Raw genomic sequence first — 25,215 nt, 5'->3', positions numbered from 1 at the left:
GGATCAATTGGCTTTCGCGCTGGAGCCCCTGCCGACAGCCGAGGCAGAAGCCGACATGACGGCACCGGAGCCCGCGACGCCTGCCGCGCCGAGCGTCGTCTCCCGCCAACCGGAGAAGGCCAGCGTCCGCGAAGCCGTCCGCCAGCAGGCTGCACGCGAGCTGTTCGAGGTCAAGCAACCAGCCCCCAGCCGCCTGCCGCTGGTCGTGGCGGTCATCGCCCTGTGCCTGATGGTCCCGAGCGGACTGTATTTGTGGTGGAACCTTCAGCCACGTGGCCTGCAGCCTGGGCCGGCCCTCGCCCGCCCGATCGTTCCCGCATCACAAGCCTCCGAGCCTGTCGCACCAGTGATCGCACCGGCGCCCTCGCCAGTGGCCGCCATGCCGTACGAACCCGCCCGGGAAAGTGCTCCCGCACCGGCACGCCCGGTCGTGCAGAGTCCGGTCCAGTCCCGTAGCCAGGGCTCGACGCTGGAGCTGCGGGACGGCAGCGCCGATGCGGCGGCGGCTCCGGCCACAGTGACGATCCGTCGAGGCGGGCCCGTCGAGCGCGACACCCAACTTACGCAAACGCTGCAGGCCGCTTACGCGGCCTTGACGCGCGGTGAGCTGCCGCAGGCGCGCAGCCTTTACCAGGAGGTTCTGCGCACTCGGCCACGCAACGTCGATGCCCTGAATGGTTTGGGCAGCATCGCGCTGAAAGAAGGTGACGCGCGTGGCGCCGAGCGCCACTTCAGGGCAGCCCTGGAGGCCGACCCCAGCGATGCGCAGGCCCAGGCTCAGCTGTTGCAGTTACTGGCGGCGTCAAGCCTGCCGGACGCGGAGGCGCGTGCGCGCGAGTTGATCGCCACCCAGCCGCAGTCCGTGGCAGGCCATTTTGCGCTGGGCAACATGCTGGGCCGGCAGGCCCGCTGGGGCGATGCGCAGCAAGCCTACTTCCAGGCCTATACGCTGGACCCGGACAATCCGGACGTGTTGTTCAACCTCGCGGTGAGCCTGGAGCATGTCGGGCAGGGCGCCCTCGCCCGCCAGTTCTACACCCGGGCGGCGCTGGCGGCGCAGCAACGTCCGGCCGCTTTCTCGCCCGCACAGGCGAGCCAGCGCGCCGACGCTTTGACGACGCCGCGCTGAGGGTCACGGGATGAACTCGCCCCTGTCTCCGCTCTCGCGCCACCAACCCCTGGGTCAGCAACTGATCGCCCAGGGTGTGATCAGCGAAGACCAGTTGCGCATCGCCCTGCACGAGCAGGCGCGCACCAACACTGCGCTGGGCAAATTGCTGGTCGACCTCGGTTTCGTCACCGAAGCGACAATCCGCGACGCGCTGTCGCAGTCGCTAGGCAAGCAGAGCATCGATCTCGTCCATGCCATCGCCGATGCCGAGGCGCTGGCGCTGGTACCGGTCGAGATCGCCAAACGCCATCGCGTGATGCCGCTGCGCTGGGATGCCGATGCGCGCCGCCTGGCCGTAGCCATCGCCGACATCGACGATATCGTGGCCGTCGACAAGCTGCGCGCCCTGCTGCCCGAAGACTCGGATGTCGAAACGCTGCTGGCCGGCGAGAGCGAGATCATCCGTGCGATCGACCAGTACTATGGGTTCGATCTGTCCATCGACGGCATCCTGACCGAGATCGAGACCGGTGAGATCGACTTCCGCTCGCTGGCCGTTTCGTCGGACGAGTACAGCCAGCCAGTGGTACGCCTGATCGACGCGCTGCTGACCGATGCGGTCAAGTGCGACGCGTCCGACATCCACTTCGAGCCAGAAGCAAGCTTCCTGCGTGTGCGTTACCGCATCGACGGCCTGCTGCGCCAGATCCGCGTGCTGCATAAGTCCTACTGGCCGGCGATGGCGGTGCGCATCAAGGTGATCGCCGGGCTCAACATCGCGGAGACGCGCGCGCCGCAGGATGGGCGCATCTCGCTCAACGTGCGGGGCCGGCCAGTCGATTTTCGGGTGTCCTCGCAGCCCACGATCCATGGCGAGAACATCGTGCTGCGCATCCTGGACCGGCAGAAGGGCATCGTTCCGCTGGAGCAGTTGGGCCTCACCGACGCGCAGTTGGAAATGCTCAAGCTGATGATCGCCCGCCCCGAAGGCATCATCCTGTTCTCGGGCCCCACGGGAAGCGGCAAGACCACCACGCTGTATTCGATCCTGAATCACATCAACGACGAGGGCATCAACATCATGACCCTCGAGGATCCGGTCGAGTATCCGATGCCGATGATCCGCCAGACCTCGGTGTCGGAAGCCACCAAGCTGGACTTCGCCAACGGCATCCGCGCCATGATGCGCCAGGATCCGGACGTGATCCTAGTCGGCGAAATCCGCGACGCCGAGACGGCCGAGATGGCCTTCCGCGCCGCCATGACGGGGCACCAGGTCTACTCCACCCTGCACACCAACTCCGCCATCGGGGTGATCCCGCGCCTGCTGGACATAGGCATCGTGCCTGACATCATGGCCGGCAACATCATCGGCGTCGTCGCCCAGCGCCTGGTGCGCAAGCTGTGCCCGCACTGCCGCCGCGCACGCAAGCCGGAGCCTTACGAGTACCGTCTGCTGGGCCTGGCCTCGGAGCGCGCGCTCACCTTGTATGAGGCCGTCGGCTGCGAGCGCTGCAACCGCACCGGCTACCGTGGGCGCATGGCGATCATGGAGTTGATCCGCATCGACGCCGACATCGACGAGCTGATCGCCCGCCGCGCGACCCACCGCGAAGTACGCAACGCGGCGCGCGCCAAAGGCTTCCGTACCCTCGCCGAGGACGGCATCCGGCGGGTGATCGACGGTCAGACCACACTAGACGAACTGGCGCGCGTGATCGATCTCACCGAGCGCATGTTCAGCGCCGAGCTGTAAGCACGCCGTTCCATGGCCGTCTTCGCCTACAAAGCCGTCACACACAACGGTCGCCATATGCGCGGCGAGATGGAGGCGCTCAACCTAGTCGACCTGGAGATGCGCCTGCGCCGCATGGAGCTGGACCTCATCACCGGCCAGCCCACGCGCAACCGCCTGTATCTCTATGGCGCGGGGGTCCCACTGCGTGAGCGCATCCAGTTCTGCTTCCACCTGGAGCAGCTCACCCGCGCCGGCGTTCCCTTGGTCGACGCCTTGTCAGACCTGCGCGACTCCACCGAAGACCCTCGCTTCCGCCAGGTTGTCGCCGGCGTGGTCGAGAGCATCGAGGGGGGGCGCAGCCTGTCGCAGGCACTCGCCGAGCACGGCCGCGTGTTCAACCCGGTGTTCTGTTCGCTGGTGCGCGCCGGCGAGACCTCGGGCAACCTGCCCGACGTACTGCGCGACTTGACCGCTTCGCTCAAGCGCGAGGACGAGCTAGCCTCCTTCGCCAAGAAGTTGTTGATCTACCCTTCCTTCGTGGTGCTGATGACCATGGGCGCCATCTTCGTCGCCCTCGTCTACGTGGTGCCCGAGTTGGCCAAGCTGTTCCGCTCCACCGGCCTGCCGCTGCCATTGCAGACCCAGGTGCTGGTGGGGCTGTCGAGCTTCGTCGTCGCCCACTGGCCGCTGCTGCTCGCGCTGGTGAGCAGCGCTGCGGTGGGTGGCGTCCTGCTGGTCAGGAGCAATGCACGGGCCGCCCTGCACTGGGACAACTTCCGTCTGCACATCCCGCTGCTGGGCGACGTGTACCGCAAGATCATCCTGTCCCGCTTCGCCGGTCTGTTCGCCATGATGTACAGCTCAGGCATCTCCATCCTGGACACCATCCGCGTAGCGCAGGACGTGGTCGGCAACCGCGTGGTACGTGAAGGGCTGGAGCGTGTCGAGCGCCTCATCGCGGAAGGGCAGAACGTGACCGCCGCCTTCGCTGCGGCCGGCCTGTTCCCGCCCCTGGTGGTGCGCATGCTGCACGTGGGCGAGCACACCGGCTCACTCGACCAGGCCTTGCATAACGTGAGCTATTTTTATGATCGGGACGTGCGCGAAGCCATCGAGCGCCTGCAAGCCCTGATGGAGCCCCTGATCATCCTGTTCCTCGGCGGCGTCATGCTTTGGGTCACAATGGCGGTGCTCGGTCCCATCTACGACATCATCACCCGGCTGAAGATCTGACATGGCGCGCCAGTGGCTGCACTGCATCGACCAGGATGGCCTGCACGTATTTGCGGCAGGTCCTGGCGGCCTGCGCCCAGCGCACAGTTTCGAGGCCACCGAGGAGGGTCAGGCGCGTTTCCGCCAGTGGCTGCGCGATAACCGAATCGACGGTCTGCACAGCGTGCTGGCCGACCTCGCCGACGAAGGCTTTCACAGCGAATCGGTGCCCTGGGTACAGGGGCAGGACCGCCGCGCGCTGCTGCGCCGGCGCATGACCCAGCACTTCTTCGGTACGCCCTACGTGACGGCCCTGTCTCTGGGCCGCGAAGCCAGCGGCCGCCGCGACGAGCGCATCGTGTTCACCGCGCTGACCCGGCCGGGCGCCATCGAGCCCTGGCTGGCGATCATGCGCGAACACCCGCTCGCCGTGTCCAGCCTGCGCACCCCGGCTCTGCTGCTGCGCCAGTTGCTAGGCGGCATCAAACCGGATGCCCCGCGCGGCCTGGTGGTGACCCTGTCGCATACCGGCATCCGCCAGCTCTATTTCGATGAAGGCCGGCTGCGTTTCGCCCGCCTGGCACCCGCCCCGGAAGGCCCATTCGCACGCTGGGCTCCGGACTGCCTGCGCGAGGCCCAGAAGACCTACCAATACCTCAGTGCCCAGCGTTGGCTGCCGCGCGGCAGTGAACTACCGGTGTGGGTATTGCTGCAGCATGAGGACATCGCGCCTTTCATGCGCGAACTGCCGGCGGGCGATACGCTGGGTTTCCGCGCGGTCGACATGGCCGAAGTGATCCAGCGCCTGGGCCTGCGCCTGAGCCTGGCCTCGTCGGACAGCCGCCCTCTGTTCATGCACTTGGCGCTGCGCGAAGCCGGGCGCATCCAACTCGCCCCCGAGGCTGACCGCCGCTTCTACCGCCGCTGGCAAATCCGCAGCGCAGCCCTGGCTGCCGGCGCGGTGTGCTTTGTGGCCTGTGCCGTGCTCGCGCTCAAGCTGCAGGTCGACAGCTTTGCCCTGCGCGACGACATCAGCCGCTACCTCAGCGAGGAGTCCCTGCTTTCGTCGCGCTACCAGCAGGTCCTGCGCGGTCTGCCGAACACCCCGGGCGACCTGGATCAGCTCAATCGCGTGGTCGACGCCTATGAGCGCCTGGTGGCCCGGCCCATCGGCCCGCAGGAAGCGATGGTGGAGCTGTCGCGGGTCATGGGGCGCTTTCCCGAAGTCGAACTCATGCGCCTCGAATGGGAAGCCCAGGGCAAGCTCCTGAACGCACCGGGCAGCCCAAACACCTCGCCCCAGGCCCTGCTGGTGGCGGCCCGCCTGCCGACCACCGCGGGGGCCGATCCCCGGAGCGCACTGGCCCGCATCCGCGCGTTTGCAAGTGCGCTGCAGGAAGAGGCCGGCGGCCAGGTCACACTGACCCGACAGCCCTTCGACGTCGAGGCCGACAAGGTATTGCGCAGCAACGCGAGCCCGGGAGAGCCCGAATTCGAGCTGCGCTGGCAAGCCACCGGGGGGGGCACATGAATCGCGCAGCCTGGCGCAGTCTCGCCCCCGGGCTCAGCGCGGCCATCCTCATGGTGATGGCCGGCGCCGGCCTGCTGTGGCTGTCTTGGACTGCCTTGCAAAAGGTGGAGGACGAAGCAAACGTCGCGCAGCGCGCGCGCGCGGTCGCCCAGGCGAGGCTGGAGCGCATTCAGAAAGAGGAGCCACAGATCCGGTACACCCTGCAGCGGCTCGACAAGCTGCTCGCCAGCGGCTTGGTCGGACCCGCCCAGCGCCTCGACTGGGCAGACCGGATGCGCGACATCGCGCGCCAGCGCCGTCTCGACGACCTGAGCTTCGAAATCGCTCCGCAACGCACGCTGGGCAGCCTCGATCTGCGTGATGAGTACTCCGTACAGGCCAGTGCCATGCGCGTGAATGCCACCCTGCTGCATGAAGGAGATCTGCTTCGCTTGCTGGCCGACCTGCGCGGCCCGGTCACCGGCCGGACCTTGCCGCGCCGCTGCGTGCTGGAACGCCAGGGCGGCACAGGAAGCAACCCGGCCACACTGCGCCTGCAGTGCGACATCGACTGGATCAACATCGAGCAGGCTGCCGCCCGCCCGGGAGCCACCCCATGACCCGCATGCGCCGGACCTTAGCCCTGTGGCTGCTTGCCCTTGCCACACAGCCCAGCCTGCCGACGTACGCGGCCGAGGCCGACGCGGCTCTCGGCCGCCTGTTCAACACCCCGCAACGCCGCGCCAGCCTGGACGGCATGCGCGAGCGCAACTTGCGCATTACACCGGACGCGCAACAACAGGACAGCATCCGGCTCGATGGCATCGTGCTGCGCTCCGACGGCCGCAGTACCGTGTGGCTCAACCAGCAAGCCATCCCTGACCGCGCGACCAGCCTGCGTGCCGACCCCAGCTCGGCGCAGGTGCCGGTCAGCGGCGAACGCTCGGTACGTCTGCGCGTGGGCGAGACCCTACGCACCCCATCCACGAGCGAATCGCAGCCGTGAGAAGAAAGGCTTCCGGCTATGCTCTTCTCGCCATGCTGGTCGTGTTCTCCTTGCTGGCGGCAGGCTATGTCACACGCGGACTCCTTGCCGCGAGTACACGATCAGACAGCCGGGCACAGCGGGAAAGTCTGCGCAGCCTGCACAAAGCGCGGCTGGCTCTGCTCTCCTACGCTTTGATCGAAGACAACGTGCCGGGCACGCTGCCCTGCCCTTCCCCCGCGCTGGACGGAAAAGGCACGATGAACTGTGGCACCACCACCTCGCCCGCCTTCGGCCGCCTTCCATGGCATCAACTAGGCATGATGCATGGCACCGACGGTGCCGGAGAATGCCTTTGGTATGGGGTGAGCGGCCCCTTCAAGAATGTGGGCAGCACCAACCAGAGAAGCGCCATCAATGAGGTCAGTCCCTCACAACTCGGCCAACTCAACCTGTCTGACGGCACGACCAACACCGTGCTCGCCGCGATAGTGCTCGCCCCGGGGCGCCCCCTGGACCCCCAGATCGGCCATAGAGCCAGTCTCGGAGACGCTTGCTCGGACGGTCAGCCGACTGCATTTCTGGAGGCGGAGAACGGTCGTAGCAACGCTGATGGCGACGCCAACTATGCACAGCATGCGGAGACGGGCGCATTCAACGATCTGGCTCTGGGTATCCCTGCGGACAAGATCATCCGCCCCTTGCTCCGACGCGTGCTCACCATCCTCTCGGCCCCCTCGATCCGTGGCGAGATCGGCGTTCGGCTGTCATCTGCGCCAGGCAGTCTGAACCTGGCCCAGCTCCGGCTTCAGAACGCCATCGGTTTTGACACACTGCTCGACCCACAAGCCCAAACAAGTGGCACGGGCGACTGCCCCGCCAATGCATCCATCTTGCGCAAACCCGTCGCCTGGCTCTGCTTCAACGACTGGTACTCCCACATCAAGATTGCAAACCCGGGGCCTCAATGGTCGCTGACGCTGGCAATCAGTAACCAGCCCAACAGCTACCGATGCAGTCTGGACGGCACCAGTGGCCAAGTGACATGCAAATCAGGAACGTGAGTCAATGAAGAGAGCACAGCAGGGTTTCACACTCGCTGAACTGAGTGTCGTGCTGATCATCGTCGCAATCCTAGGCATCGGAGCGATCACCGCGTTGCGGGTGCAAAACGAACGAAGCCGTTTTCTTGAAGCGCGCGATCAACTCTTGGAAGCACGCGAAGCGCTCTTGATGTACGCAGTCGTCAAGCAGCAACTTCCTTGTCCGGACACAGACGGCGATGGCGAATCAAACAGCTGTGCAACAAACTATCCTGACGTCTGCGGGCTCCAGAGCTGCGGCCTGCCCTGGAAATCACTCGGGCTCGCCGAACGTGATCCTTGGGGACAGACTGTGCGCTATGTCGTCAGCCCGGGGTTCAGGGAGGGCGGATCATCAATCACATTAACAACACCTGGCTCCCTGACGATACACAACGCGGCTGGAAACACGCTCGCCAGCCCAGGCGCAGTCGCGTTCATTCTGTGGTCCACGGGGCCTGACTCGCAAGACAACTCGAAGGGCAGTACCCCCACCGACTACGTGGGCGAAGCACCGAACTCTGACGACATCGTTATGTGGGAATCACGTTTCGTTTTGCTGGGTCGCATGATGGAGGGTGGTTGGGATGCCCCGACCGGGCCTTAACAACAGCTCGTCATCGCTTAGCTTGGCGTAGCGCCAAATACGCCAAGAGCAAAGAAACGCTTTTCCGTGATGCACACTCAAGCCGGAGCAAGCTGCGCAGCCAACGGAAACAGCCCGGCCTTGTCTGAAGCCCCACTGAAGATGCGCACGCTGGTTATCATGTTGCCGTGAGCAACACTTCGACCTTCCTTCAGCGCTTACGCAACGCCGGTGTCGAGCCCGGCGACAGTGAAGACCTGGCCCTCCAGAAGTCCATGCTGGTCTTCATCAGCGCACTGGTCTGTGTCGCCGCCAGCCTGTGGCTGCTGATCTACTGGCTTCTGGGGCCTCGCCTGTCGGCCAGCCTGCCGTTTGGCCTGCAGGTGCTGATCGCGCTGAACCTCGCGCTATACCTGCGCAGCGGCAACTTCAACCTGTTCCGCATATCGCAGTTGGGGCTGTTGCTGTTCTTCCCCTTCGTCGCACAGTGGGCCATGGGCGACTTCGTATCGGCCTCGGGCCTGACGCTGTGGGGCCTGCTGGCGCCCGTCGCTGCGCTGTTGTGCCTGGGCGTGCGCGAGTCACTGCCGTGGCTGGTGGCCTATCTGGTGATGACACTGATCACCGGCGGCTTCGACTATCTGCTGGCCGACGTGACCGCCCGTACCGAAGTCCCGCGGCGCATCTCGATGGTGTTCTTCGCGCTGAACTTCGTCACGATCTCTAGCATCGTCTACCTGCTGCTGCGCTTTGCACTGGTCGAGCGCGAGAAAGCACGCGAGCAACTGGAGGAGGCCCATGCCCGGCTGGCCATCGAGCAGGCCCATGCCGAGCGCCTGCTGCTCAACATCCTGCCCGGCCCGGTGGCGGCCCGCCTGAAGATGTCGGACGCAACCATCGCCGATGGTTTTTCGGATGTCACCGTGATGTTCGTCGACATCGTGGGTTTCACCGAACTCGCGGCCGGGATGCAGCCCAACCAGGTGTTCGCCATGCTCAACCGGGTGTTCAGCGGCTTCGACGAGCTGGCCGAGATACGCGGGCTGGAGAAGATCAAGACCATCGGCGACGCCTACATGGTGGCCGGCGGCCTCAACGACAGCCTGAGCCACCCTTGCAGCGCCATCGCCGAACTCGCGCTGGACATGCGCGACTGGCTGCGGCGCGATCAGAGCATTCGCAGCGAGCCGCTGCAGATCCGCATCGGTATCGGCACTGGCCCAGTCGTGGCCGGTGTGGTCGGCAAGAAGAAGTTCATCTATGACCTGTGGGGCGACACCGTCAACCTCGCCAGCCGCATCACCGACGAAAGCCTGCCCAGTGGCATCTCCTGCGACGAAGCCACCTATCTGCGCTTGCGCGGCCAGTTCGAGTTCGAGGACCCGGTCACCCTGGGGCTCAAAGGCAAAGGTCAGGTCAAGATATGGCGTCTGCTGGGGCGCTCGCTCCGCCACCCGGCGCTGAGCGAGCCCCCGCTGCCAGGCTGAGCCGGAACAGCACGCAACCTGACTGATTCTCGGCCAGCACCAACTGGTAGCCAGCCGCTTCGGCCAGACGCGCCGACTGGTAAAGGCCGATGCCCAGACCGCGCCCGCCGCCCAAGGGCTGGGCAAACAGGGCCGCCGCGCGTTCCCTTGGGATGGCCGGACCATCGTCCTGCACCGACAAGCGCCCGCCCGGCTGGGTCATGTCCAGCGTCACACGGATGTCGACTGCCCCCTCGGCTCGCTTGTCGAGCGCATTGCGCAGCAGGTTGTCGGCCACCGTGTCGAACAGCGCGCCGGGCAGGCCGGCGGACTCATTCGGCAGACTGGCCACGAACTGGATGTCGAGCCCACCAAAACGCGCCTGCAGCGTTGTCCACCATACCCCGGCGGCCACTGGCCGGTCGGCATCCAGCACGGGCTGACGGATGCGCGCCAGCGCCTCGTGCAGACGCAGGCTGATCGCCGGCAACTGGCGGCCGAGCATGGCCTGCAGGTCGGCCTCGCGCCCGACCTCCGTGTTGGCGAGCGCAAAACACAGGGTGTCCAGCGACTGCAACAGGTTCTTGACCTCATGGGTCATGCGCGCGCCCGTCTCATGCACCGCATGCACGTAGGACATGGCGCGCAGCCGCTCCGCCTGCACGCGCGCGGCGGTGAACTGAGCCAGCAGACGCACCATCAGGTCGGCCTGCCACAGCAGGGTCGGGTTGAAGTCGCGCCAGCCATATAGCTGGATGACCAGCGGGCCGTGCTCAATACGTACCGGCGCACTGAGGCAGCGTCCCAAGCCGCCGCTCGCCGCTTGCCCCTCAAGTTCCCAGCGCACCCCCGCCACCCCTGGCCAGGCCAGCATCCCCTTGCAGGCGCCAGCGAGAAAGCGCGCCACGCTCCCCTCGGCCTCGCCGTCATCGACCGCCAGCCGCGCGACCTCATCCAGCCAGTGCTCGAAGGCCCGCCCGCCGGACATCACATGGCGTGCAACCTCCAGCCCCAACCCAACGAAGCCGGCACGCGGGTTCCACACCCAGCCAAGCAGCAGCAGCCCGCCTGCCGTGATGAAACTGGCTTGTAGCAGCGCCTGCAGATAGCCCCGCCCACCCACGAACATCAGGGTCAGCGCGCCCAGCATCACACCGCCCAGCACCAGCACCATCAGCAGACTGCCGACGAAATCGATGCGCGCACCCTCACGCGAAGGTCGTCGTGGGGTGCGGATCGCCAGCATCAACAGGAACAACAAGGGCGTCAGCCCCGCCACGAAGGGCCCCAGCAGTTCCGGCGGCGGTTCGCTGTGCGGCAGGATCTCGGGCAGGATCAAGCCGATCAGCGCGAAGGCCAGATAGATCAAGGCCAGCCAGTGCTGCAACCGGGCCGGCGTGGCGGCCAGCGTAAAGAGGCGCCCGCCCAGCATGCCGGCAAGGAACAGGGACCAGTACAGCATCAAGCCCCAGGACGCACGCCAGCTCACCAGGGCCGCCAGCCCGAGCCACACCACCAGCTCCAGCGCCGACAGGCGCCGATCTCCTTTGACGAGGGGCTGCCACAACAAGACAGAGCCGACATGCCCCACCAGCAGCCCACGCCCGACCGGCGAATCCACCCCCTGGGTCAGCGCCAGGTGCAACAGCAGCAGCGAGAACACCAGCAACCATGGGCGTCCGCCAAAGCGCCGCTGCCACGCCAGGCTCAGCGCATTCATCGACACCCCTCCGCAGCGGATACGCCACTTGCCGCGGACCGAAGCACCACTGTCGGGGTTTCATCACCCTGCACTGTGAAAAAAAGCACACCTGTCAGGAATCGGGCATATCGCCGTGATGGATTTGGCATTTTCATGGAACAAGAGCCTCACTCTTGCCTGGCATCTGGATTGCTAGTGGCAAATTACACCATTCCGCGCATGCCCCATCGGCCCCGATCATCATGAAGAAAAACCAGTCCGGCTTCACCCTCGTCGAAATCGCCATCGTGCTCGTCATCATCGGCCTGCTGCTGGGCGGAGTCTTGAAGGGGCAGGAGTTGATCAACAGTGCGAAGGCGAAGTCCGTCGTCAACGACTTCCGTAACACAGCGGCGATGATTGCCGGTTATCAGGATCGCTTTCGGGTTCTGCCAGGCGACGACCCCGCTGTGCAGGCACACTTGGGGAACGTCGCGGTCCAAGCCACCACACCGGCCAATGGCCCGGGAAATGGCATCATCCAAGGTGCCTGGGACTCCACCACCTTGACCGACGAGTCCCTGCTGCTTTGGCAGCACCTCCGGTTAGCCAACCTTGCGACTGGCAACACTGCAGCACCGACTGCAGCTACCGTTGCCAACTGGGTAAGTCGCAATAGCGAGGGGGGACGCATCGGCGTCACTACAGCCGCAGGCCTGCCCGCAGCGAACGCGCCAATTACGGGCCGGCTCTTCGTCTGCCAGGACCAAATTTCGGGACGCATCGCACAACAGGTGGATTCCACCATGGACGATGGCATTCCCAACACTGGCTCAGTTGGAGTGTTTGATCCCGCCAATGGTGGTGCTATCGCGCCGGCCCCGCTTGTGGAGGGCTCGCTTTACATCGTGTGTGCGGGTTATTGAAAACTAGCCGCCTTTCAACAAACGCAACTCCGCCACCGCCAGATCGGCCGGCACGCCCAGCAGCACCAGTACGTCGCCGGCCTCCAGCATCATTTCCTCATCCGGCTCCAGCATCCGCACGCCCTTGCGGCGTAGCGCCGACAGGCGCACCCCGAGCAGCGGCGTGGTGATGTCGGCGATCCGGCGCCCGACGGCCCAGGCGCCAGGCTGCAGCACAATGGATTGCAGACGCTCCTGCTGGGCGTCGGGGCGCTCCGGGATGTCGGATGCGCCATGGAAGAAGCCGCGCATGAGTCCATAGCGCTGACCACGGATGTCGCGCACACGACGCACCACCCGGGTCAGCGGAACTCCGACCAGGGCCATGGTGTGGCTGGCCAGCATCACGCTGGTCTCAAGCATCTCCGGCACCACCTCGGCCGCGCCCAGTTCCAGCAGGCGCTCCATGTCGCGCTCGTCGGCCGCGCGCACCACGATGGGCACGTCTGGCCGCAGGGCATGTACATGGGCAATCACGCGCTGCGTGGCATGCATGTCGTTGAACGACACCACGACCGCACTGGCCCGCAGCACGCCGGCCGCCACCAGGGTCTCGCGCCGCGCCGAGTCGCCGAACACCACCGAGTCACCGGCCGCGGCCGCCTCGCGCACGCGGTCCGGGTCAAGATCAAGCGCCATGTAGCTGATGTTCTCCTGCTCCAGGAAGCGCGCCAGGTACTGGCCACTGCGTCCATAACCACAGATCAGCACATGCTTGTCGGTGGCAATGCTCTGCGCAGCGACCTTGGTCAGTTGCATGGAGCGCAACAGCCACTCGGATGCCACGAAGCGCAGCACGATGCGATCGCTCCACTGCACCAGCAGCGGGGCCATCAGCATCGACAGAACCAGGGCGGCGAGCACGATCTGGGTCGGCTCGGTGGGCGCCAGGCCCAGTTCGGTGGTCTGGGTCAGCAGGACGAAGCCGAACTCGCCGCCAGCGCACAGCCACAGACCCGATCGCACTGCGGTGCCAGTCGGTTCGCCAAAGGCGCGCACCGCCCCCATCACCACCAGGAACTTGATCAGCAACATCAGCAGCAGCACGCCCAGCACCCACAAGAGGTTGCCCATCAGCACGCCGAAGTTGAGGAACATGCCCACGGTGACCATGAACAGGCCCAGCAGCACGTCGCGGAAGGGTTTGATGTCCTCTTCCACCTGGTAGCGAAACTCGGTCTCCGAGATCAGCATGCCGGCCAGGAAGGCGCCCAGCGCCAACGACAGCCCGGCACGTTCGGTCACCCAGGCCAACCCGAGCGTGACCAGCAACACGGTCAGGATGAACAGCTCGGAGGACTTGCGCTTGGCGACCATGTGGAACAGCGGTCGCATCAGACGGTGGCCAAAATAGAGTACGAGGGACAGCACCACCACCGTCTTCACGGCGGCCCAGCCCAGGGTCTCGGCCAGCACCTCGGGGCCTTGCGACAGCGCGGGCAGCACGATCAGCAGGGGCACCACGGCCACGTCCTGGAACAACAACACGCCGATGACTTCGCGCCCGTGCGGCGACTCCAGCTCCATGCGGTCGGCCAGCAGCTTGGACAGGATCGCGGTGGAGGACATCGCCATCGCGCTGGCGAGCGCCAGGCTGGAGACCCAGCCGAGGCCGATGAAGTGCTCCAGCACGGTAAGCACGAGCAGGGTCAGGCCAACCTGCGCACTGCCCAGGCCGAACACGATGCGCTTCATCGCGAACAGGCGTGGCAGCGAGAACTCGAGGCCAATGGAGAACATCAGGAAGACCACGCCGAACTCGGCGAGGTAGCGCGCCTGCTCGGTGTCTGGCACGATGCCGGCGGCATGGGGGCCAAGGGCGGCACCGACCAGCAGGTAGCCCAGCACGGGGGGGAGGCCGACGGCCCGGAACAGCGTCACCACCACGACTGCGGCAGCGAGCAGCACCAGGACGAGATCTAGGGCGTTGTGCATGAGTCCGGGAAGAACGTGCCGTCCGGGGCGGGTACGGGCTTTTGCTATACTCCGGGCCGAGTTTAACCGGAACCCGGTGCGATGACACTGAATGATTCCCCTCGCCGCCTGGTGGCCGGCCCTGGCGCGCTGGCCCTGGCGCGCCGCGTGATTGCCATCGAATCGGCCGCCGTCGCGGCGCTTGCCGATCGCTTCGACGAGCGCTTCCTGCAGGCCTTGCAGATCATCCTCGACAGCTCGGGCCGGGTGATCGTGAGTGGCGTGGGCAAGTCTGGCCATATCGCGCGCAAGATCGCCGCCACCCTCGCCTCGACCGGCACGCCAGCCTATTTCGTCCATCCGGGCGAAGCCGCGCATGGCGACCTGGGTATGGTGCAATCAAATGACGTCTTCATCGGCCTGTCGAATTCCGGCAGCACCGAGGAGCTGCTGACCATCGTGCCGGTGATCAAGCGCATGGGGGCGCACCTCATCGCGATGACTGGCCGCCCCGACTCCCCGCTGGCCAAGCTGGCCGACGTGCATCTCGATGCCAGCATCGCCGAGGAAGCCTGCCCCCTGAACCTGGCCCCGACCGCCAGCACCACCGCCACGCTGGCCCTGGGCGACGCGCTCGCGGTGGCCCTGCTCGATGCACGTGGCTTCGGACCGGCCGACTTCGCGCGCTCCCATCCGGGTGGCGCGCTGGGCCGCCGCCTGCTGACCCATGTGCGCGACGTGATGCGCAGCGGCGAGGCGATTCCGCGGGTCGCCCCTTCCGCCAGTTTTGGCGATGCAATGCTGGAAATCTCGCGCAAGGGCATGGGCATGACGGCGATCTGCGACGAGGCCGGCAAGGTGCTGGGCATCTTCACCGACGGCGACCTGCGGCGCCTGCTGGCCGCCGGCACCGACCTGCGCCAGCTCACGATCGGCGAGGTGATGCATCGCAATCCGCGCTCGATCCGTGCCGAGGCACTGGCCACCGAGGCTGCTGAAATGATGGACCGCAACCGCATCAACCAGATTCTCGTCACCGACGAAACGGGTCTGTTGCAGGGCGCCCTCAACACCCACGACCTGATGCAGGCCAAGGTGATCTGATGAATGCTCGCGACAAGGCGGCCCGCCTGCGCCTCATGGCCTTCGACGTGGATGGCGTGCTGACCGACGGCAGCCTCTTCTTCACGCCCAACGGCGACGAGATCAAAAGCTTCTCCAGCCTCGACGGTCACGGTCTCAAGATGCTGATGGAAGCGGGCATCGAAGTTGCCATCATCACCGGCCGTGCCTCGCGCATGGTGGAGCTGCGTGCGGCCAACCTGGGTGTCACACGACTGTTCCAGGGCGTGCATGACAAACGCGCGGTGATGCGCGAGCTGCGCCAGAAGCTGGGCTTGAGCCCCGAGCAAAGCGGCTACATGGGTGATGACGTGGTCGATCTGCCGATCCTGCGCGACGGCGGCTTCTCGGCGACCGTGGCCGACGGCCATGCCTTCGTACGCGAGCACGTGGATTTCGTCGCCAGCAAGGGCGGCGGACGTGGCGCGGTGCGCGAGGTATGTGACTTCATCCTGTCCAGCCAAGGCCGGCTTGACGCGATGCTGCAGGCCTACCTGGCATGAAACGCCTGGGCTCCCTGTTCCCGCTGCTGATGGTCATGCTGCTGGCGATGGCGGCCTACTGGCTGAACTACATCGTCAGCAAGGAAGGCGATGGTCGCTCGCTGAACCTGCGCCACGATCCGGACACGATCATGGACGACTTCACCGCGCGCCAGTTCGGCGCCGACGGCAAGCTGAGCACCCACCTGACCGCACAGCGCATGTACCACTACCCGGACAACCAGAGCGCCGAACTGGTCGAGCCGCGCATCACGTTACTGGCCGCGGACGGCACCAGCTACTGGTCCGGCCAGCATGGCCTCGTTTCCGAGGACAACACGCGCATCGACCTCAAGAACCAGGTCCGCGGCGTGCGCAAGCTCGCCGCCGGCGGCCCTGACCAAGTCCTGACCACCGAACAACTGACCGTGCTGACCGAACAACAGGTCGGGCGCAGCCAGGCCCCCGTGCTGTATGTCGAAGGCGAGACCCGCGTAGCCGCCGTCGGTGCCGAGTGGGATCAGGCACGCGGCCAGCTCCGGCTGGACAGCCAGGTCAACGCCACTCTGCAACAAGGCAAACCATGAACTCCCGCATCCTCCCCCTGCTGTTGGCCCTGCTGTCCTGCAGCCTGCTTGCCTCACCCGCCCGGGCTGAGAAAGCCGACCGCGACAAGCCGATCAACATCGAAGCAGACAAGCTGAGCATCGACGATCGCAACAAGGTGCAGATCTATGAAGGGCGCGTGCGCATGTCGCAAGGCACCATGCTGATCCGTGCCGACAAGGTGGTGGTCACGCAGGATGCGGACGGTTTCCAGAAAGGTGTGGCCACTGGCGGCGAAGGCGGACTCGCCCGCTTCAAGCAGAAGCGCGAGGCCAGCAACGAGTGGTTCGAGGGCGAAGCCGAGCGCATCGAGTACGACGGCCGCGCCGACCGCACCCAGTTCTTCCAGCGCGCCTGGGTCAAGAACGGCCAGGACGAGGCGCGCGGACAGTACATCGAGTACAACGCCATCACCGAAAACTACACTGTGACCAGCGGCCCCAACGCCACGGTGGTACCGGGCGGGCGCGTGACGGCCACCATCCAGCCCAAGAACGCCCAGTCGGCGCCGGCCGCGAGCAAGCCCTGACGCGGCTTTGCGCAGCACAGCATTCCGACGCAGCTCGAACTTCGGTGCACTGCGATCAACGTGCACGTGAAGCGATCTTGTTGGCGGCGCTAATTTACTGATTATTATTGATTTGTGACGCCAAACACGATTTATGCTGCGGCGCACAAAAACTTGTTGACACGCAGATTTTCTTCTCTAGAATTCGGGTTGTGCGGCGCATCAATCACGATGTAAGTCGGTCGTTTCTTTTCCGATAGCTCGCCACAGCCGTTCCACCTCTATTCAAGGAGACCGAGATGTCTGCTACCCCTGAGCAATTCGCTGCTGTCGGCAAGGCCCAGATCGAAACCCTGCTGACCCTGGCCAACAACGCTTTCGCAAGCGCTGAGAAGCTGGCTGCCCTGAACCTGAACACCGCTCGCAGTTTCCTCGAAGACAGCATCGCCAACACCAAGGCGCTGATGGCTGCCAAGGACCCGCAAGAGCTGCTGAGCCTGCAAGCCTCGCTGGCCCAGCCGACGGTCGAGAAGATCGTGGCCTACTCGCGCAGCGTGTATGAGATCACCCACGGCGTGCAAGACGAACTGAGCAAGATCGTCGAAGAGCAGGTCGCCGAAGTGAACAAGTCGATCTCCAGCGCCCTGGACAAGGCTGCCAAGTCCGCCCCGGCGGGCTCCGACGTCGCCGTCGCCGCCGTCAAGTCGGCCCTGGCCGCCGCCAACTCTGCCTATGACAGCATCAACAAGGCTGCCAAGCAGGTTGCCGAGATTGCCGAAGCCAACGTGGCCGCCGCGACCAGCGCGACCGTGAAGGCCGTCGGTGCCTCCGCCTCCGCTTCCAAGAGCGCGAGCAAGAAAGCTGCCTGATAGCCTCTGCTAGGCCCAAGAGCGTTGGCCCGGCCGCCCGGCCGGGATTGAAACCCGCAGTCGCAATGGCTGCGGGTTTTTTCATGCCCGGCTCACCTCGACCGGGACATGCTGGAGATCAGCCGGTGCTCCGCGCGGGAACCGGCGCCCATTCGTAGCGGCGGCGTTCGATCTCCGCCCGCATCTCGCGCATGGCGGCCGCCACCGCCTCGGCTGAAGCGCCCTTGGCGCCCAGCTCGATCTGGCGCCGGCCATCCGGCCCGGCCAGCGTGGGCAGGCTGAACACGGTGACGCCGAAACGCGTCTCCAGATCCGTCATGAGGTCGATCAACTGCCCTTCCATCGCGTCGAAGACGGTGATCGCCTCTTCCACCCAGCGCTCGGCGTGATGCAGGTGACGGTAGTGCGTGTCCAGCGCCCACTCCATCATCGGCCAGGACATCTGCGGGAAGCCGGGCAGGAAGTGATGCTCGCGGATGCGGAAGCCCGGGATGCGGTTGTAGGGATTGGGAATGATCTCGCTGCCCAGCGGGTATTCGCCCATCATCAGGCGCTGCGGCGTGGTCTCTTCACCAAAACGGCCGCGGATCTCGCGCTCCGCATCGGGATGCAAGGCCAGCTCCACGCCCAGTGCCGCCGCTGCACACTGCCGGGTATGGTCATCTGGCGTGGCACCGATGCCGCCGAAGGAGAACACCACGTCGCCCGAGGCAAAGCTGCGCTGAAGCAGCGCGATCAGGCGCGGCCGATCATCGCCACAGTATTCGGCCCAGGTGAGGCGCATGCCGCGTGCGCCCAGCAACTCGATGGCCTTGGCCAGATGTTTGTCTGCACGACGCCCGGACAAGATCTCGTCGCCGATGATGATCACGCCGATCGCCATGTCACCCCCTCCCCATGCCGCGCCGGCGCCTCAGGGCTTCCATCACGCCGATCGCCATGTCACCCCCTCCCCATGCCGCGCCGGCGCCTCAGGGCTTCCAGCAGGTAATGCACGAACGCCAGGCCGCAGAAGGCCGGCACGAACAGATTCAACACCGGCACATAGGCCAGCAGGCCGGCGCCGATCCCCAGGGCGTAGAGCCCGCCACGCTGCTCTCGCACGATGTCGCGCATTTCCTGGCGATCGGCATGGTTCATGAGCGCGTCGTAGCCGTAGCAACGCTTGTTGAGCCAGGCCGCCAGCATCACCGACAGAATCAGGCCCAGGCCCGGAATCAGCCACAGCGGCAGGGTCAGCAACACGGCAGCCAGGAAGAGCAACAGCGCCCACAGGGAATTGACCATGCTGCCGGTGATGCTGCCTCCGCGGCGCTGCACGATGTCGGTGTAGTCGGTGGCGGATACGCGGTCCAGCATGAAGGGCAAGGCCAGCAGGGAGACCAGGATGGCCGAGGTCACGAACACCAGCGGCACGGCCAGCAGGATCAGGAAGAAATGCACCGCGAAGGCCATCGCCACGCGCGCCGAGTCGGTGCTCACCACCCACTCGCCCAGCACTGGCCAGCCGCTGACCAGGCGCAGCACCACCTCGGCCGCGTCGCCCCACACCCAGACGATGACGCCCAGCCAGATCGCCACGGCCAGCAGGCCGGGCCACAGCATGTGCCAGAAGATGTCGGGGCGTCCCAGGCTGCGCAGCGCACGCAGCACGGCTTGCATCAGGAGCACGGTAGCAATCCCTTGCGGATGAGGAAGGGCCAGTGTGCCACGAACAGATTTCAACTGGCGGCGCGCAGGCCTTCCAGCACGGAGTGGCGCAACAGGCCGCGCACGCCGAACCAGCCGGCCACCACCACCGCCAGCGCGGCGAGCAGGCCGACTCCGCCCAGGGCCAGCCAGCGCGGCGAATACGGCAGCTCGAACACGCTATTGGACAAGGCGTAGCCAATGCCCACCGCACCGCCCACCGCGAGCAGCGCCGCGACCCCGCCCAGCACCGCGAACTCAGCCAGCATGGCGGCCCGCAGTTGCCGGTTGCGCGCCCCCAGCGTGCGCAGCACCGACAGCTCGTACATGCGCTCGTCATGGGTGGACTGGAGCGCGGCGAGCAGCACGACGATGCCCGCGACCAGGGCGAACAACAGCACGAAGTTGACCATGTTCACCAGGCGCTCGGTCATTTCGACGACCTGGGCGACCACCGCGCCGACGTCGATGACCGTCAGGTTGGGCCAGGTCGAGACCAGGTGGTTGATCATTTCGCCGCGGCCCGGCGGCAGGTGGAAACTGGTGATGTAGCTGGCCGGGTAGCCATCGAGCAGGCCCGGGGCGGCCGTCACGAAGAAGTTCACCCGCATGGAGTCCCACTCCAGCTTGCGGATGCTGCCGATCTTGCCGCTCACGCGCTGGCCGGCGATCTCGAACTCGATGGTGTCGCCCAGCTTGATGCCCAGGCGCTGGCCGATGGCTTGTTCCAGCGAGAACTCGGGCACCCGTGCATCGCCATGCCATTGGCCGGCGACGATCTGGTTGCCGGTCTGCAGGCGGCTCGCCCAGGACAGGTTGAACTCGCGCTCGACCTGGTTCTTGGCGCGTTCCTCGGTGTAGTCGGCCGCGCTGACCGCGCGCCCGTTGATGCTCATGAGGCGGCCACGCACCATGGGTAGCAGCTCCAGGCCCGGGTAGCCCTGATCGGCAAAATACTGCGCGATCGCTTCGCGCTGCTCGGGCTGGATGTTCAGCACGAACTGGTTCGGCGCATCCGCCGGCTGGCGCATCCGCCACGCCTCCAGCAGGTCGCGGCTGACCAGGGTCAGCAACAAGATCGCGGTGAGCCCCAGGGCCAACGCGACCGCCTGGATCACGCTGCTGGCGCGTCGCCGGTACAGCGCCGCCAGCCCATAACGCAGCCCCCAGGCCGAATGCAGGCTGCGGGCGCGACCGAACAAGCCCAGCACGCCCCAGGCCGCCAGCGCGAACACGCCGAGCGCGGCGGCAAAACCGCCCACCACGGTGAGCCCCAGGCGCAGATCGCCAGCGATCCACAGCATCAGCGCGGCCAGCGCCACGCCGCCGATGGCCCACACGCCGGTGCTGCCGGCTTCCAGCCCGCCCCACTCGCGGCGCAGCACGCGTACCGGCGGCACCCGGGTCAGGCGAACCAACAAGGGCATCACGAAACCCAGCATCAGGACCAGGCTCACCAGCAGGCCATGCCATACCGGCAGCCAACCGGGTGCGGGCAGTTCTGTTTTCACCAGGCCGGCAGCCAGCCCGGCCAGGGCCTCCTGCAGCAGGAAGCCGCCGAGGCAACCGAGCAGACCCACGAACAGGCCCAACAGTGCAAACTCGATAAAGTAAATGCTCAGCAACTGGTTGCGCTGGGCGCCGAAGCAGCGCATCACGGCGCAACCGTCGAGGTGGCGTTGCAGGTAACGCCGCGCCGACAGGCCGATGGCCACCGCCGCCAGCACCACCGCCAGCATGGCGGCCAGGCGCAGGAAGCGGTTGGCGCGGTCCAGCCCGTTGCGTACTTCAGGCCGCGCATCGTCGAGGCTTTCGAGCTGCTCGCCACGCCCCAGGCGTGGTTTGAGCCAGGCTTCCATCTGGTCGACCGCTGGTTTGTCGCCCGCGAACTGCATGCGGATGCGGAAGCGGCTGCCCTCCTGCAGGAGGCCGGTGGCCGAGAGATCGTCCGCGTTGATCATCACGCGCGGCACGAAGCTGAAGAAGCCGGTGCCACGATCCGACTCGAAGGTCACCAGCGCACCGACGCGGAAGGGCTGGCTGCCGAGCTGGATCTGGTCGCCCGGCTTGACCTGCAGCGCGGTGATCAGGCGCTCTTCCAGCCACACCTCGCCGCGCGCCGGAATGCGCCCGGCCTCGCGCCCAGGGTCTCCCATGCGATCGGCGATGCGCAGGCTGCCGCGCAGTGGATAACCCGGCTGGACGGCCTTGACCGCGCCCAACTGCGCCACGTCGTCGGTGCTGGCCATGCTGTTGAAGGTGGTGGTCTCGGTGACTCGCAGCCCGAGGCGCTCGGCCTGCTGCCGATAGTCGGGCGGCAGGACATGGTCGCTCGAGATCAGCAAATCCCCCCCCATGAGCTGGTTGGCATCGCGCTTGAGCGCAGCCGCCACGCGCTCGGTGAAGAAGCCGACCGAGCTGAGCGCCACCACGGCGATCGCCAGGGCGAGGATCAGCAGGTTCAGTTCGCCGGCGCGCAGGTCGCGGCGCAGGGCCTGGAGGGCAAGACGCAGGTTCTGCATCGGGAGAGGTCTCGTAGCGGGTTCTTGATCTTGTGCCGTGCGCAGGACAGACCGGCGAAACGGCGCATTGTTCCCCGCGCTCATGCCGACGCGCGCGGCCTGGCGGGGCAAAACACTGTGTCGACACCTTCTGTGTCAATCCTGGCCTTCTTGCTGAAAACCCTTGTCAGGAGGTGGTTTTCGCGCCGACGGCAGCGCCAGGGAGCGGCTCGGGCCGGCAGGCGATAAGGAACTTCTATTGCTCCGCGTTTCTCCCTCAGGACATCTGATCCTGAAAAAAGGAGGAAGCATGGTCTTGCGCATCTCGCTCACCCTCGTCGCCGCCCTCGTATTGTGGGGCATCGTTTCACCCGCCGGCATGGCAGCCACGACGGCCACCTGGCTGACCACCACCACCCAGGGCTTCGGCTGGTACTACCTGCTGGTCGTGTTCGGCATCCTGGTCTTCGCGCTGTGGCTGGCGATGGGCCGCTATGGTCACATCCGCTTCGGTGGCGAAGATGCCCAGCCCGAGTTCTCCACTGGCGCCTGGTTCGCCATGCTGTTCTCGGCCGGCATGGGGATCGGCCTGGTGTTCTGGGGCGTCGCCGAACCGCTGACCCACTTCCTGAACCCGCCCGGCGGCCTCGCCTCGGGTACGCCGGAAGCGGCACGTGCCGCGATGCGCTCGGTGTTCTTCCACTGGGGCCTGCATCCCTGGGCGCTGTATGCGGTGGTCGGCGCCGCGCTCGCCTTCTTCAAGTTCAATCGCGGCGCGCCGGCCCTGCTGAGTGCCGCCTTCCGCCCGCTCTTCGGCCACCATGTGGATGGCTGGCTGGGCAAGCTGATCGACGTGCTGGCGGTGGTCGCCACCACCATCGGTGTAGCGACCTCGCTGGGCTTCGGAGCGAAACAGATCGCCCACGGCCTGTCGCATGTGTTCGGCCTGCCCAATGGCGAGTGGACGCTGTACGGCGTGATCGTGGTGTCCACCGGCTTGTTCGTGCTGTCCTCGGTGACCGGCCTGGCGCGCGGCGTGAAATGGCTGTCCAGCGTCAACATGCTGCTCGCCTTCACCCTGCTGCTGGCGGTATTCCTGCTCGGGCCCACGCTGTTCACGCTGGACATCTTCACCGCCACGCTGGGCACTTACCTGAATGGCATCATCAGCCAGAGCATGCACATGACGCCCTTCACCCAAGGCACCTGGGTCAGCAACTGGACGGTGTTCTACTGGGCCTGGTGGATGACCTGGGCGCCCTTCGTGGGCATGTTCATCGCACGCATCTCGCGTGGCCGCAGCCTGCGCGAATTCATGTTCGGCGTGCTGGTGATCCCCTGCCTGGTGAGCTTCCTGTGGTTCTCGATCATGGGCGGTGCAGGCCTGCACCGCGAGCTGTTCGACGGGCTGAACATTGCCGCCACGGTGAGCCAGCAGCCGGACTCGGCGCTCTACGCACTGCTCGACACCCTGCCCCTGGCCAAGCCGCTGGCGGTGGTGACGATCCTGCTGGTGACCAGCTTCTTCGTCACCTCGGCGGACTCGGCGACCTTCGTGCTGGGCATGATGTCGTCGGAGGGCAAGCTCAATCCTTCGGCCAGGATCAAGCTGGTGTGGGGTGTCGCAATGGCTTTGATCGCGCTGGTGCTGATGCACGGCAACGGCCTCAAGGCCTTGTCGACGATGTCCATCCTGTCGGCCCTGCCCTTCACGCTGGTACTGGTCGGGCTATGCGTGTCGCTGGCCTCGGGCCTGAAAGTGGAACTGCGTCACCAGGAGTTGCGCGACCGCGAGTTGCGCCGTCGCCTGCGTGACATCGCCGACCCGGAGGCCACCGTGATCGGCAGCCTGGGCAGGGCTCATTCCTTGAGCCAGGTCTCCGCCAAGCGCACCCAGTAGGCGGCGCCCAGGGGCAGGATCGCGTCGTTGAAGTCGTAGCGGGTGTTGTGCAGCATGCAGCCGCCCTCGCCCGGACCATTGCCGATCCACACATAGCAGCCGGGGCGCTGCTCCAGGAAGTAGGCAAAGTCCTCCGCCCCCATGCTGGGGCGGTGGGCCCAATCGACCTGCGCATCGCCCACCAGTTCGGCCGCCACCCGGCGGCAGAACTCGGCTTCGTCCGCAGTGTTCACGGTCGGCGGATAGCCCTCGACCCAGTCGAGCTGGATCTGCACATCGAAGGCCGCGGCCACGCCCTCGCACACGCGCTGCATGCGTGCCTGCGTGGCCGCACGCACGGCCGGCGCCAGGGTGCGCACGGTGCCGCACAGCGTGGCCGTGGTGGGTATCGCGTTGTAGGCCTCGCCAGCATGGAACTGGGTGACCGACAGCACCACCGCATCGAGCGGATCGGTGTTGCGCGTGGCGATGCTCTGCAACGCCGTCACGAGCTGCGCGCCGGCGATCAAGGGATCGCGCGTCTGATGCGGCATGGCCGCGTGACCACCATGCCCGGTCAGCGTGATGTCGAAACGGTCGGCGCTGGCCATGACCGGCCCCGGCGTCACGCCGAAACGACCGGTCGGCATGCCTGGCCAGTTGTGCATGCCGAACACCGCTTCGACCGGGAAGCGCTCGAAGAAACCGTCGGCGATCATCGCCGGCGCACCGCCCTTGCCCTCTTCCGCCGGCTGGAACACCAGCACCACGCGGCCATCGAACTGCGCGTGGTGCTGCAGGTAGTCGGCCGCGCCCAACAGCATGGTGGTGTGCCCGTCGTGGCCGCAGGCGTGCATGCGGCCGGCGTGCTGCGAGCGGTGGGCGAATTCGTTGAGTTCCTGCAGTGGCAGGGCGTCCATATCGGCGCGCAGCGCGATGCCGCGCTGGCCCTGGCCCTTGCGGATCACGCCCACGACGCCGGTCTGGCCGACGCCGCGATGCACCTCGACGCCGATGCGTTCGAGTTCGCGCGCCACCAGCTCGGCCGTGCGATGCTCCTCGAAGGCGAGTTCGGGGTGGGCATGGATGTCTTGACGGATACGGGTCAGCGCGTCGTGGCGCGCGGCGATCTGCTGGGGGAGCTTCATCTCTGGCCTTCTCCGGCCCGCGCCGCGGGGGCGAGCGGCGAGCGGGCGCTTTGCGGGGGAATCATCTTACACGCGCCGCCGCCCGCCGCGCCAAGCCCCTCCGGCAAGGGCCATCGGCCCTTCCGCCAAGCCCCTGATACATGGTACTTTTCGCCTCTTTT

The 25,215-nt window shown here is 66.2% G+C and carries 22 protein-coding genes (1 of these 22 only partly in view); 16 read left to right on the top strand and 6 right to left on the bottom strand.

Annotated features, from left to right (window positions below; translation table 11 throughout):
* The 9 genes from NMB43_RS06680 to NMB43_RS06640 form a co-directional block, all read left to right on the top strand.
* On the top strand, positions 1-1,129 hold the 3' portion of the coding sequence (locus NMB43_RS06680) for a tetratricopeptide repeat protein (protein WP_494351373.1). Its footprint begins 68 nt before the window's first position; the window shows 1,129 of its 1,197 coding nt (coding positions 69-1,197); its start codon lies beyond the left edge, outside the window; it ends in the stop codon at positions 1,127-1,129.
* Positions 1,130-1,139: 10 nt separating this feature from the next.
* Positions 1,140-2,867, top strand: coding sequence for a GspE/PulE family protein (locus tag NMB43_RS06675; RefSeq protein WP_494351372.1), 1,728 nt, complete (start codon positions 1,140-1,142; stop codon positions 2,865-2,867).
* Positions 2,868-2,879: 12 nt separating this feature from the next.
* Complete coding sequence (locus NMB43_RS06670; RefSeq protein WP_494351371.1) at positions 2,880-4,082, top strand: type II secretion system F family protein; 1,203 nt, start codon at positions 2,880-2,882, stop codon at positions 4,080-4,082.
* Between the two features lies 1 nt (position 4,083).
* Positions 4,084-5,592: a hypothetical protein gene (locus tag NMB43_RS06665; protein ID WP_494351370.1), complete on the top strand. Its 1,509-nt coding sequence runs from the start codon at positions 4,084-4,086 to the stop codon at positions 5,590-5,592.
* Complete coding sequence (locus NMB43_RS06660; RefSeq protein ID WP_494351369.1) at positions 5,589-6,191, top strand: hypothetical protein; 603 nt, start codon at positions 5,589-5,591, stop codon at positions 6,189-6,191. Before NMB43_RS06665 ends, NMB43_RS06660 begins: the two co-directional genes overlap by 4 nt.
* Positions 6,188-6,577, top strand: a complete 390-nt coding sequence (locus NMB43_RS06655) for a hypothetical protein (protein WP_494351368.1) — start codon at positions 6,188-6,190, stop codon at positions 6,575-6,577. Before NMB43_RS06660 ends, NMB43_RS06655 begins: the two co-directional genes overlap by 4 nt.
* Positions 6,578-6,609: 32 nt before the next feature.
* On the top strand, positions 6,610-7,620 hold the full coding sequence (locus NMB43_RS06650; RefSeq protein ID WP_494351367.1) for a hypothetical protein: 1,011 nt from the start codon (positions 6,610-6,612) through the stop codon (positions 7,618-7,620).
* A 4-nt stretch (positions 7,621-7,624) separates the two neighbouring features.
* Positions 7,625-8,245 carry a prepilin-type N-terminal cleavage/methylation domain-containing protein gene (locus tag NMB43_RS06645; protein ID WP_494351366.1) on the top strand — a complete coding sequence of 207 codons (621 nt, stop codon included), beginning with the start codon at positions 7,625-7,627 and terminating at the stop codon, positions 8,243-8,245.
* Positions 8,246-8,412: 167 nt separating this feature from the next.
* Positions 8,413-9,711, top strand: a complete 1,299-nt coding sequence (locus tag NMB43_RS06640) for an adenylate/guanylate cyclase domain-containing protein (RefSeq protein ID WP_494351365.1) — start codon at positions 8,413-8,415, stop codon at positions 9,709-9,711.
* Here NMB43_RS06640 and NMB43_RS06635 read toward each other — a convergent pair.
* Positions 9,641-11,410: an ATP-binding protein gene (locus tag NMB43_RS06635; RefSeq protein WP_494351364.1), complete on the bottom strand. Its 1,770-nt coding sequence runs from the start codon at positions 11,408-11,410 to the stop codon at positions 9,641-9,643. The two genes, NMB43_RS06640 and NMB43_RS06635, sit on opposite strands and share 71 nt — an antisense overlap.
* A gap of 224 nt (positions 11,411-11,634) precedes the next feature.
* Here NMB43_RS06635 and NMB43_RS06630 point away from each other — a divergent pair, with 224 nt between their 5' ends.
* On the top strand, positions 11,635-12,297 hold the full coding sequence (locus tag NMB43_RS06630) for a prepilin-type N-terminal cleavage/methylation domain-containing protein (RefSeq protein WP_494351363.1): 663 nt from the start codon (positions 11,635-11,637) through the stop codon (positions 12,295-12,297).
* 3 nt (positions 12,298-12,300) lie between these two features.
* Here NMB43_RS06630 and NMB43_RS06625 read toward each other — a convergent pair whose 3' ends face one another.
* Positions 12,301-14,271, bottom strand: coding sequence for a cation:proton antiporter (locus tag NMB43_RS06625; RefSeq protein WP_494351362.1), 1,971 nt, complete (start codon positions 14,269-14,271; stop codon positions 12,301-12,303).
* An 81-nt stretch (positions 14,272-14,352) separates the two neighbouring features.
* On the opposite strand from NMB43_RS06625, the gene NMB43_RS06620 reads away from it, so the two are divergent.
* The 5 genes from NMB43_RS06620 to NMB43_RS06600 all read left to right on the top strand — a co-directional run bounded on the left by NMB43_RS06620 (position 14,353) and on the right by NMB43_RS06600 (position 17,837).
* Positions 14,353-15,354 (top strand): KpsF/GutQ family sugar-phosphate isomerase, encoded by a 1,002-nt coding sequence (locus tag NMB43_RS06620; RefSeq protein ID WP_494351361.1) that lies wholly within the window; start codon positions 14,353-14,355, stop codon positions 15,352-15,354.
* Positions 15,354-15,875, top strand: coding sequence for a KdsC family phosphatase (locus NMB43_RS06615; RefSeq protein WP_494351360.1), 522 nt, complete (start codon positions 15,354-15,356; stop codon positions 15,873-15,875). Before NMB43_RS06620 ends, NMB43_RS06615 begins: the two co-directional genes overlap by 1 nt.
* Positions 15,872-16,441, top strand: coding sequence for an LPS export ABC transporter periplasmic protein LptC (gene lptC, locus NMB43_RS06610; RefSeq protein WP_494351359.1), 570 nt, complete (start codon positions 15,872-15,874; stop codon positions 16,439-16,441). Before NMB43_RS06615 ends, lptC begins: the two co-directional genes overlap by 4 nt.
* Complete coding sequence (gene lptA / locus NMB43_RS06605; RefSeq protein WP_494351358.1) at positions 16,438-16,989, top strand: lipopolysaccharide transport periplasmic protein LptA; 552 nt, start codon at positions 16,438-16,440, stop codon at positions 16,987-16,989. Before lptC ends, lptA begins: the two co-directional genes overlap by 4 nt.
* A 278-nt stretch (positions 16,990-17,267) precedes the next feature.
* Positions 17,268-17,837: a phasin family protein gene (locus NMB43_RS06600; protein WP_494351357.1), complete on the top strand. Its 570-nt coding sequence runs from the start codon at positions 17,268-17,270 to the stop codon at positions 17,835-17,837.
* A gap of 118 nt (positions 17,838-17,955) precedes the next feature.
* Here NMB43_RS06600 and NMB43_RS06595 read toward each other — a convergent pair whose 3' ends face one another.
* The 3 genes from NMB43_RS06595 to NMB43_RS06585 are packed head-to-tail and all read right to left on the bottom strand — an operon-like array spanning position 17,956 to position 22,048.
* A complete protein-coding gene (locus NMB43_RS06595; RefSeq protein ID WP_494351356.1) occupies positions 17,956-18,720 on the bottom strand; it encodes a competence/damage-inducible protein A in 765 nt (254 codons plus the stop codon).
* A gap of 59 nt (positions 18,721-18,779) precedes the next feature.
* On the bottom strand, positions 18,780-19,499 hold the full coding sequence (locus tag NMB43_RS06590; protein ID WP_494352124.1) for an EI24 domain-containing protein: 720 nt from the start codon (positions 19,497-19,499) through the stop codon (positions 18,780-18,782).
* A gap of 59 nt (positions 19,500-19,558) precedes the next feature.
* Positions 19,559-22,048 (bottom strand): ABC transporter permease, encoded by a 2,490-nt coding sequence (locus tag NMB43_RS06585; protein WP_494351355.1) that lies wholly within the window; start codon positions 22,046-22,048, stop codon positions 19,559-19,561.
* Between the two features lie 289 nt (positions 22,049-22,337).
* On the opposite strand from NMB43_RS06585, the gene NMB43_RS06580 reads away from it, so the two are divergent.
* The gene (locus tag NMB43_RS06580; protein WP_494351354.1) at positions 22,338-23,927 is read left to right on the top strand and encodes a BCCT family transporter; all 1,590 of its coding nucleotides are present in this window, start codon (positions 22,338-22,340) and stop codon (positions 23,925-23,927) included.
* On the opposite strand, the gene NMB43_RS06575 is transcribed toward NMB43_RS06580, so the two are convergent.
* The gene (locus tag NMB43_RS06575; RefSeq protein WP_494351353.1) at positions 23,888-25,054 is read right to left on the bottom strand and encodes a M20 aminoacylase family protein; all 1,167 of its coding nucleotides are present in this window, start codon (positions 25,052-25,054) and stop codon (positions 23,888-23,890) included. The genes NMB43_RS06580 and NMB43_RS06575 overlap by 40 nt on opposite strands.
* Positions 25,055-25,215 lie beyond the last annotated feature (161 nt).

The organism is Uliginosibacterium sangjuense (assembly GCF_059132465.1).
Note: the sequence above shows the minus strand (reverse complement) of the source record. Positions and strands in the feature narration are given on the sequence as shown.

Excerpts from the sequence above, each read along its gene's own strand:
- NMB43_RS06630 (WP_494351363.1), top strand. The coding sequence starts at position 11,635 with ATGAAGAAAAACCAGTCCGGCTTCACCCTCGTCGAAATCGCCATCGTG.
- NMB43_RS06595 (WP_494351356.1), bottom strand. The coding sequence starts at position 18,720 with ATGGCGATCGGCGTGATCATCATCGGCGACGAGATCTTGTCCGGGCGT.
- NMB43_RS06620 (WP_494351361.1), top strand. The coding sequence starts at position 14,353 with ATGACACTGAATGATTCCCCTCGCCGCCTGGTGGCCGGCCCTGGCGCG.
- NMB43_RS06675 (WP_494351372.1), top strand. The coding sequence starts at position 1,140 with ATGAACTCGCCCCTGTCTCCGCTCTCGCGCCACCAACCCCTGGGTCAG.
- lptC (WP_494351359.1), top strand. The coding sequence starts at position 15,872 with ATGAAACGCCTGGGCTCCCTGTTCCCGCTGCTGATGGTCATGCTGCTG.
- NMB43_RS06580 (WP_494351354.1), top strand. The coding sequence starts at position 22,338 with ATGGTCTTGCGCATCTCGCTCACCCTCGTCGCCGCCCTCGTATTGTGG.
- NMB43_RS06650 (WP_494351367.1), top strand. The coding sequence starts at position 6,610 with ATGCTGGTCGTGTTCTCCTTGCTGGCGGCAGGCTATGTCACACGCGGA.
- NMB43_RS06660 (WP_494351369.1), top strand. The coding sequence starts at position 5,589 with ATGAATCGCGCAGCCTGGCGCAGTCTCGCCCCCGGGCTCAGCGCGGCC.
- NMB43_RS06585 (WP_494351355.1), bottom strand. The coding sequence starts at position 22,048 with ATGCAGAACCTGCGTCTTGCCCTCCAGGCCCTGCGCCGCGACCTGCGC.
- NMB43_RS06600 (WP_494351357.1), top strand. The coding sequence starts at position 17,268 with ATGTCTGCTACCCCTGAGCAATTCGCTGCTGTCGGCAAGGCCCAGATC.
- NMB43_RS06665 (WP_494351370.1), top strand. The coding sequence starts at position 4,084 with ATGGCGCGCCAGTGGCTGCACTGCATCGACCAGGATGGCCTGCACGTA.
- NMB43_RS06590 (WP_494352124.1), bottom strand. The coding sequence starts at position 19,499 with ATGCAAGCCGTGCTGCGTGCGCTGCGCAGCCTGGGACGCCCCGACATC.
- NMB43_RS06655 (WP_494351368.1), top strand. The coding sequence starts at position 6,188 with ATGACCCGCATGCGCCGGACCTTAGCCCTGTGGCTGCTTGCCCTTGCC.
- NMB43_RS06635 (WP_494351364.1), bottom strand. The coding sequence starts at position 11,410 with ATGAATGCGCTGAGCCTGGCGTGGCAGCGGCGCTTTGGCGGACGCCCA.
- NMB43_RS06670 (WP_494351371.1), top strand. The coding sequence starts at position 2,880 with ATGGCCGTCTTCGCCTACAAAGCCGTCACACACAACGGTCGCCATATG.
- NMB43_RS06575 (WP_494351353.1), bottom strand. The coding sequence starts at position 25,054 with ATGAAGCTCCCCCAGCAGATCGCCGCGCGCCACGACGCGCTGACCCGT.
- lptA (WP_494351358.1), top strand. The coding sequence starts at position 16,438 with ATGAACTCCCGCATCCTCCCCCTGCTGTTGGCCCTGCTGTCCTGCAGC.
- NMB43_RS06615 (WP_494351360.1), top strand. The coding sequence starts at position 15,354 with ATGAATGCTCGCGACAAGGCGGCCCGCCTGCGCCTCATGGCCTTCGAC.
- NMB43_RS06645 (WP_494351366.1), top strand. The coding sequence starts at position 7,625 with ATGAAGAGAGCACAGCAGGGTTTCACACTCGCTGAACTGAGTGTCGTG.
- NMB43_RS06625 (WP_494351362.1), bottom strand. The coding sequence starts at position 14,271 with ATGCACAACGCCCTAGATCTCGTCCTGGTGCTGCTCGCTGCCGCAGTC.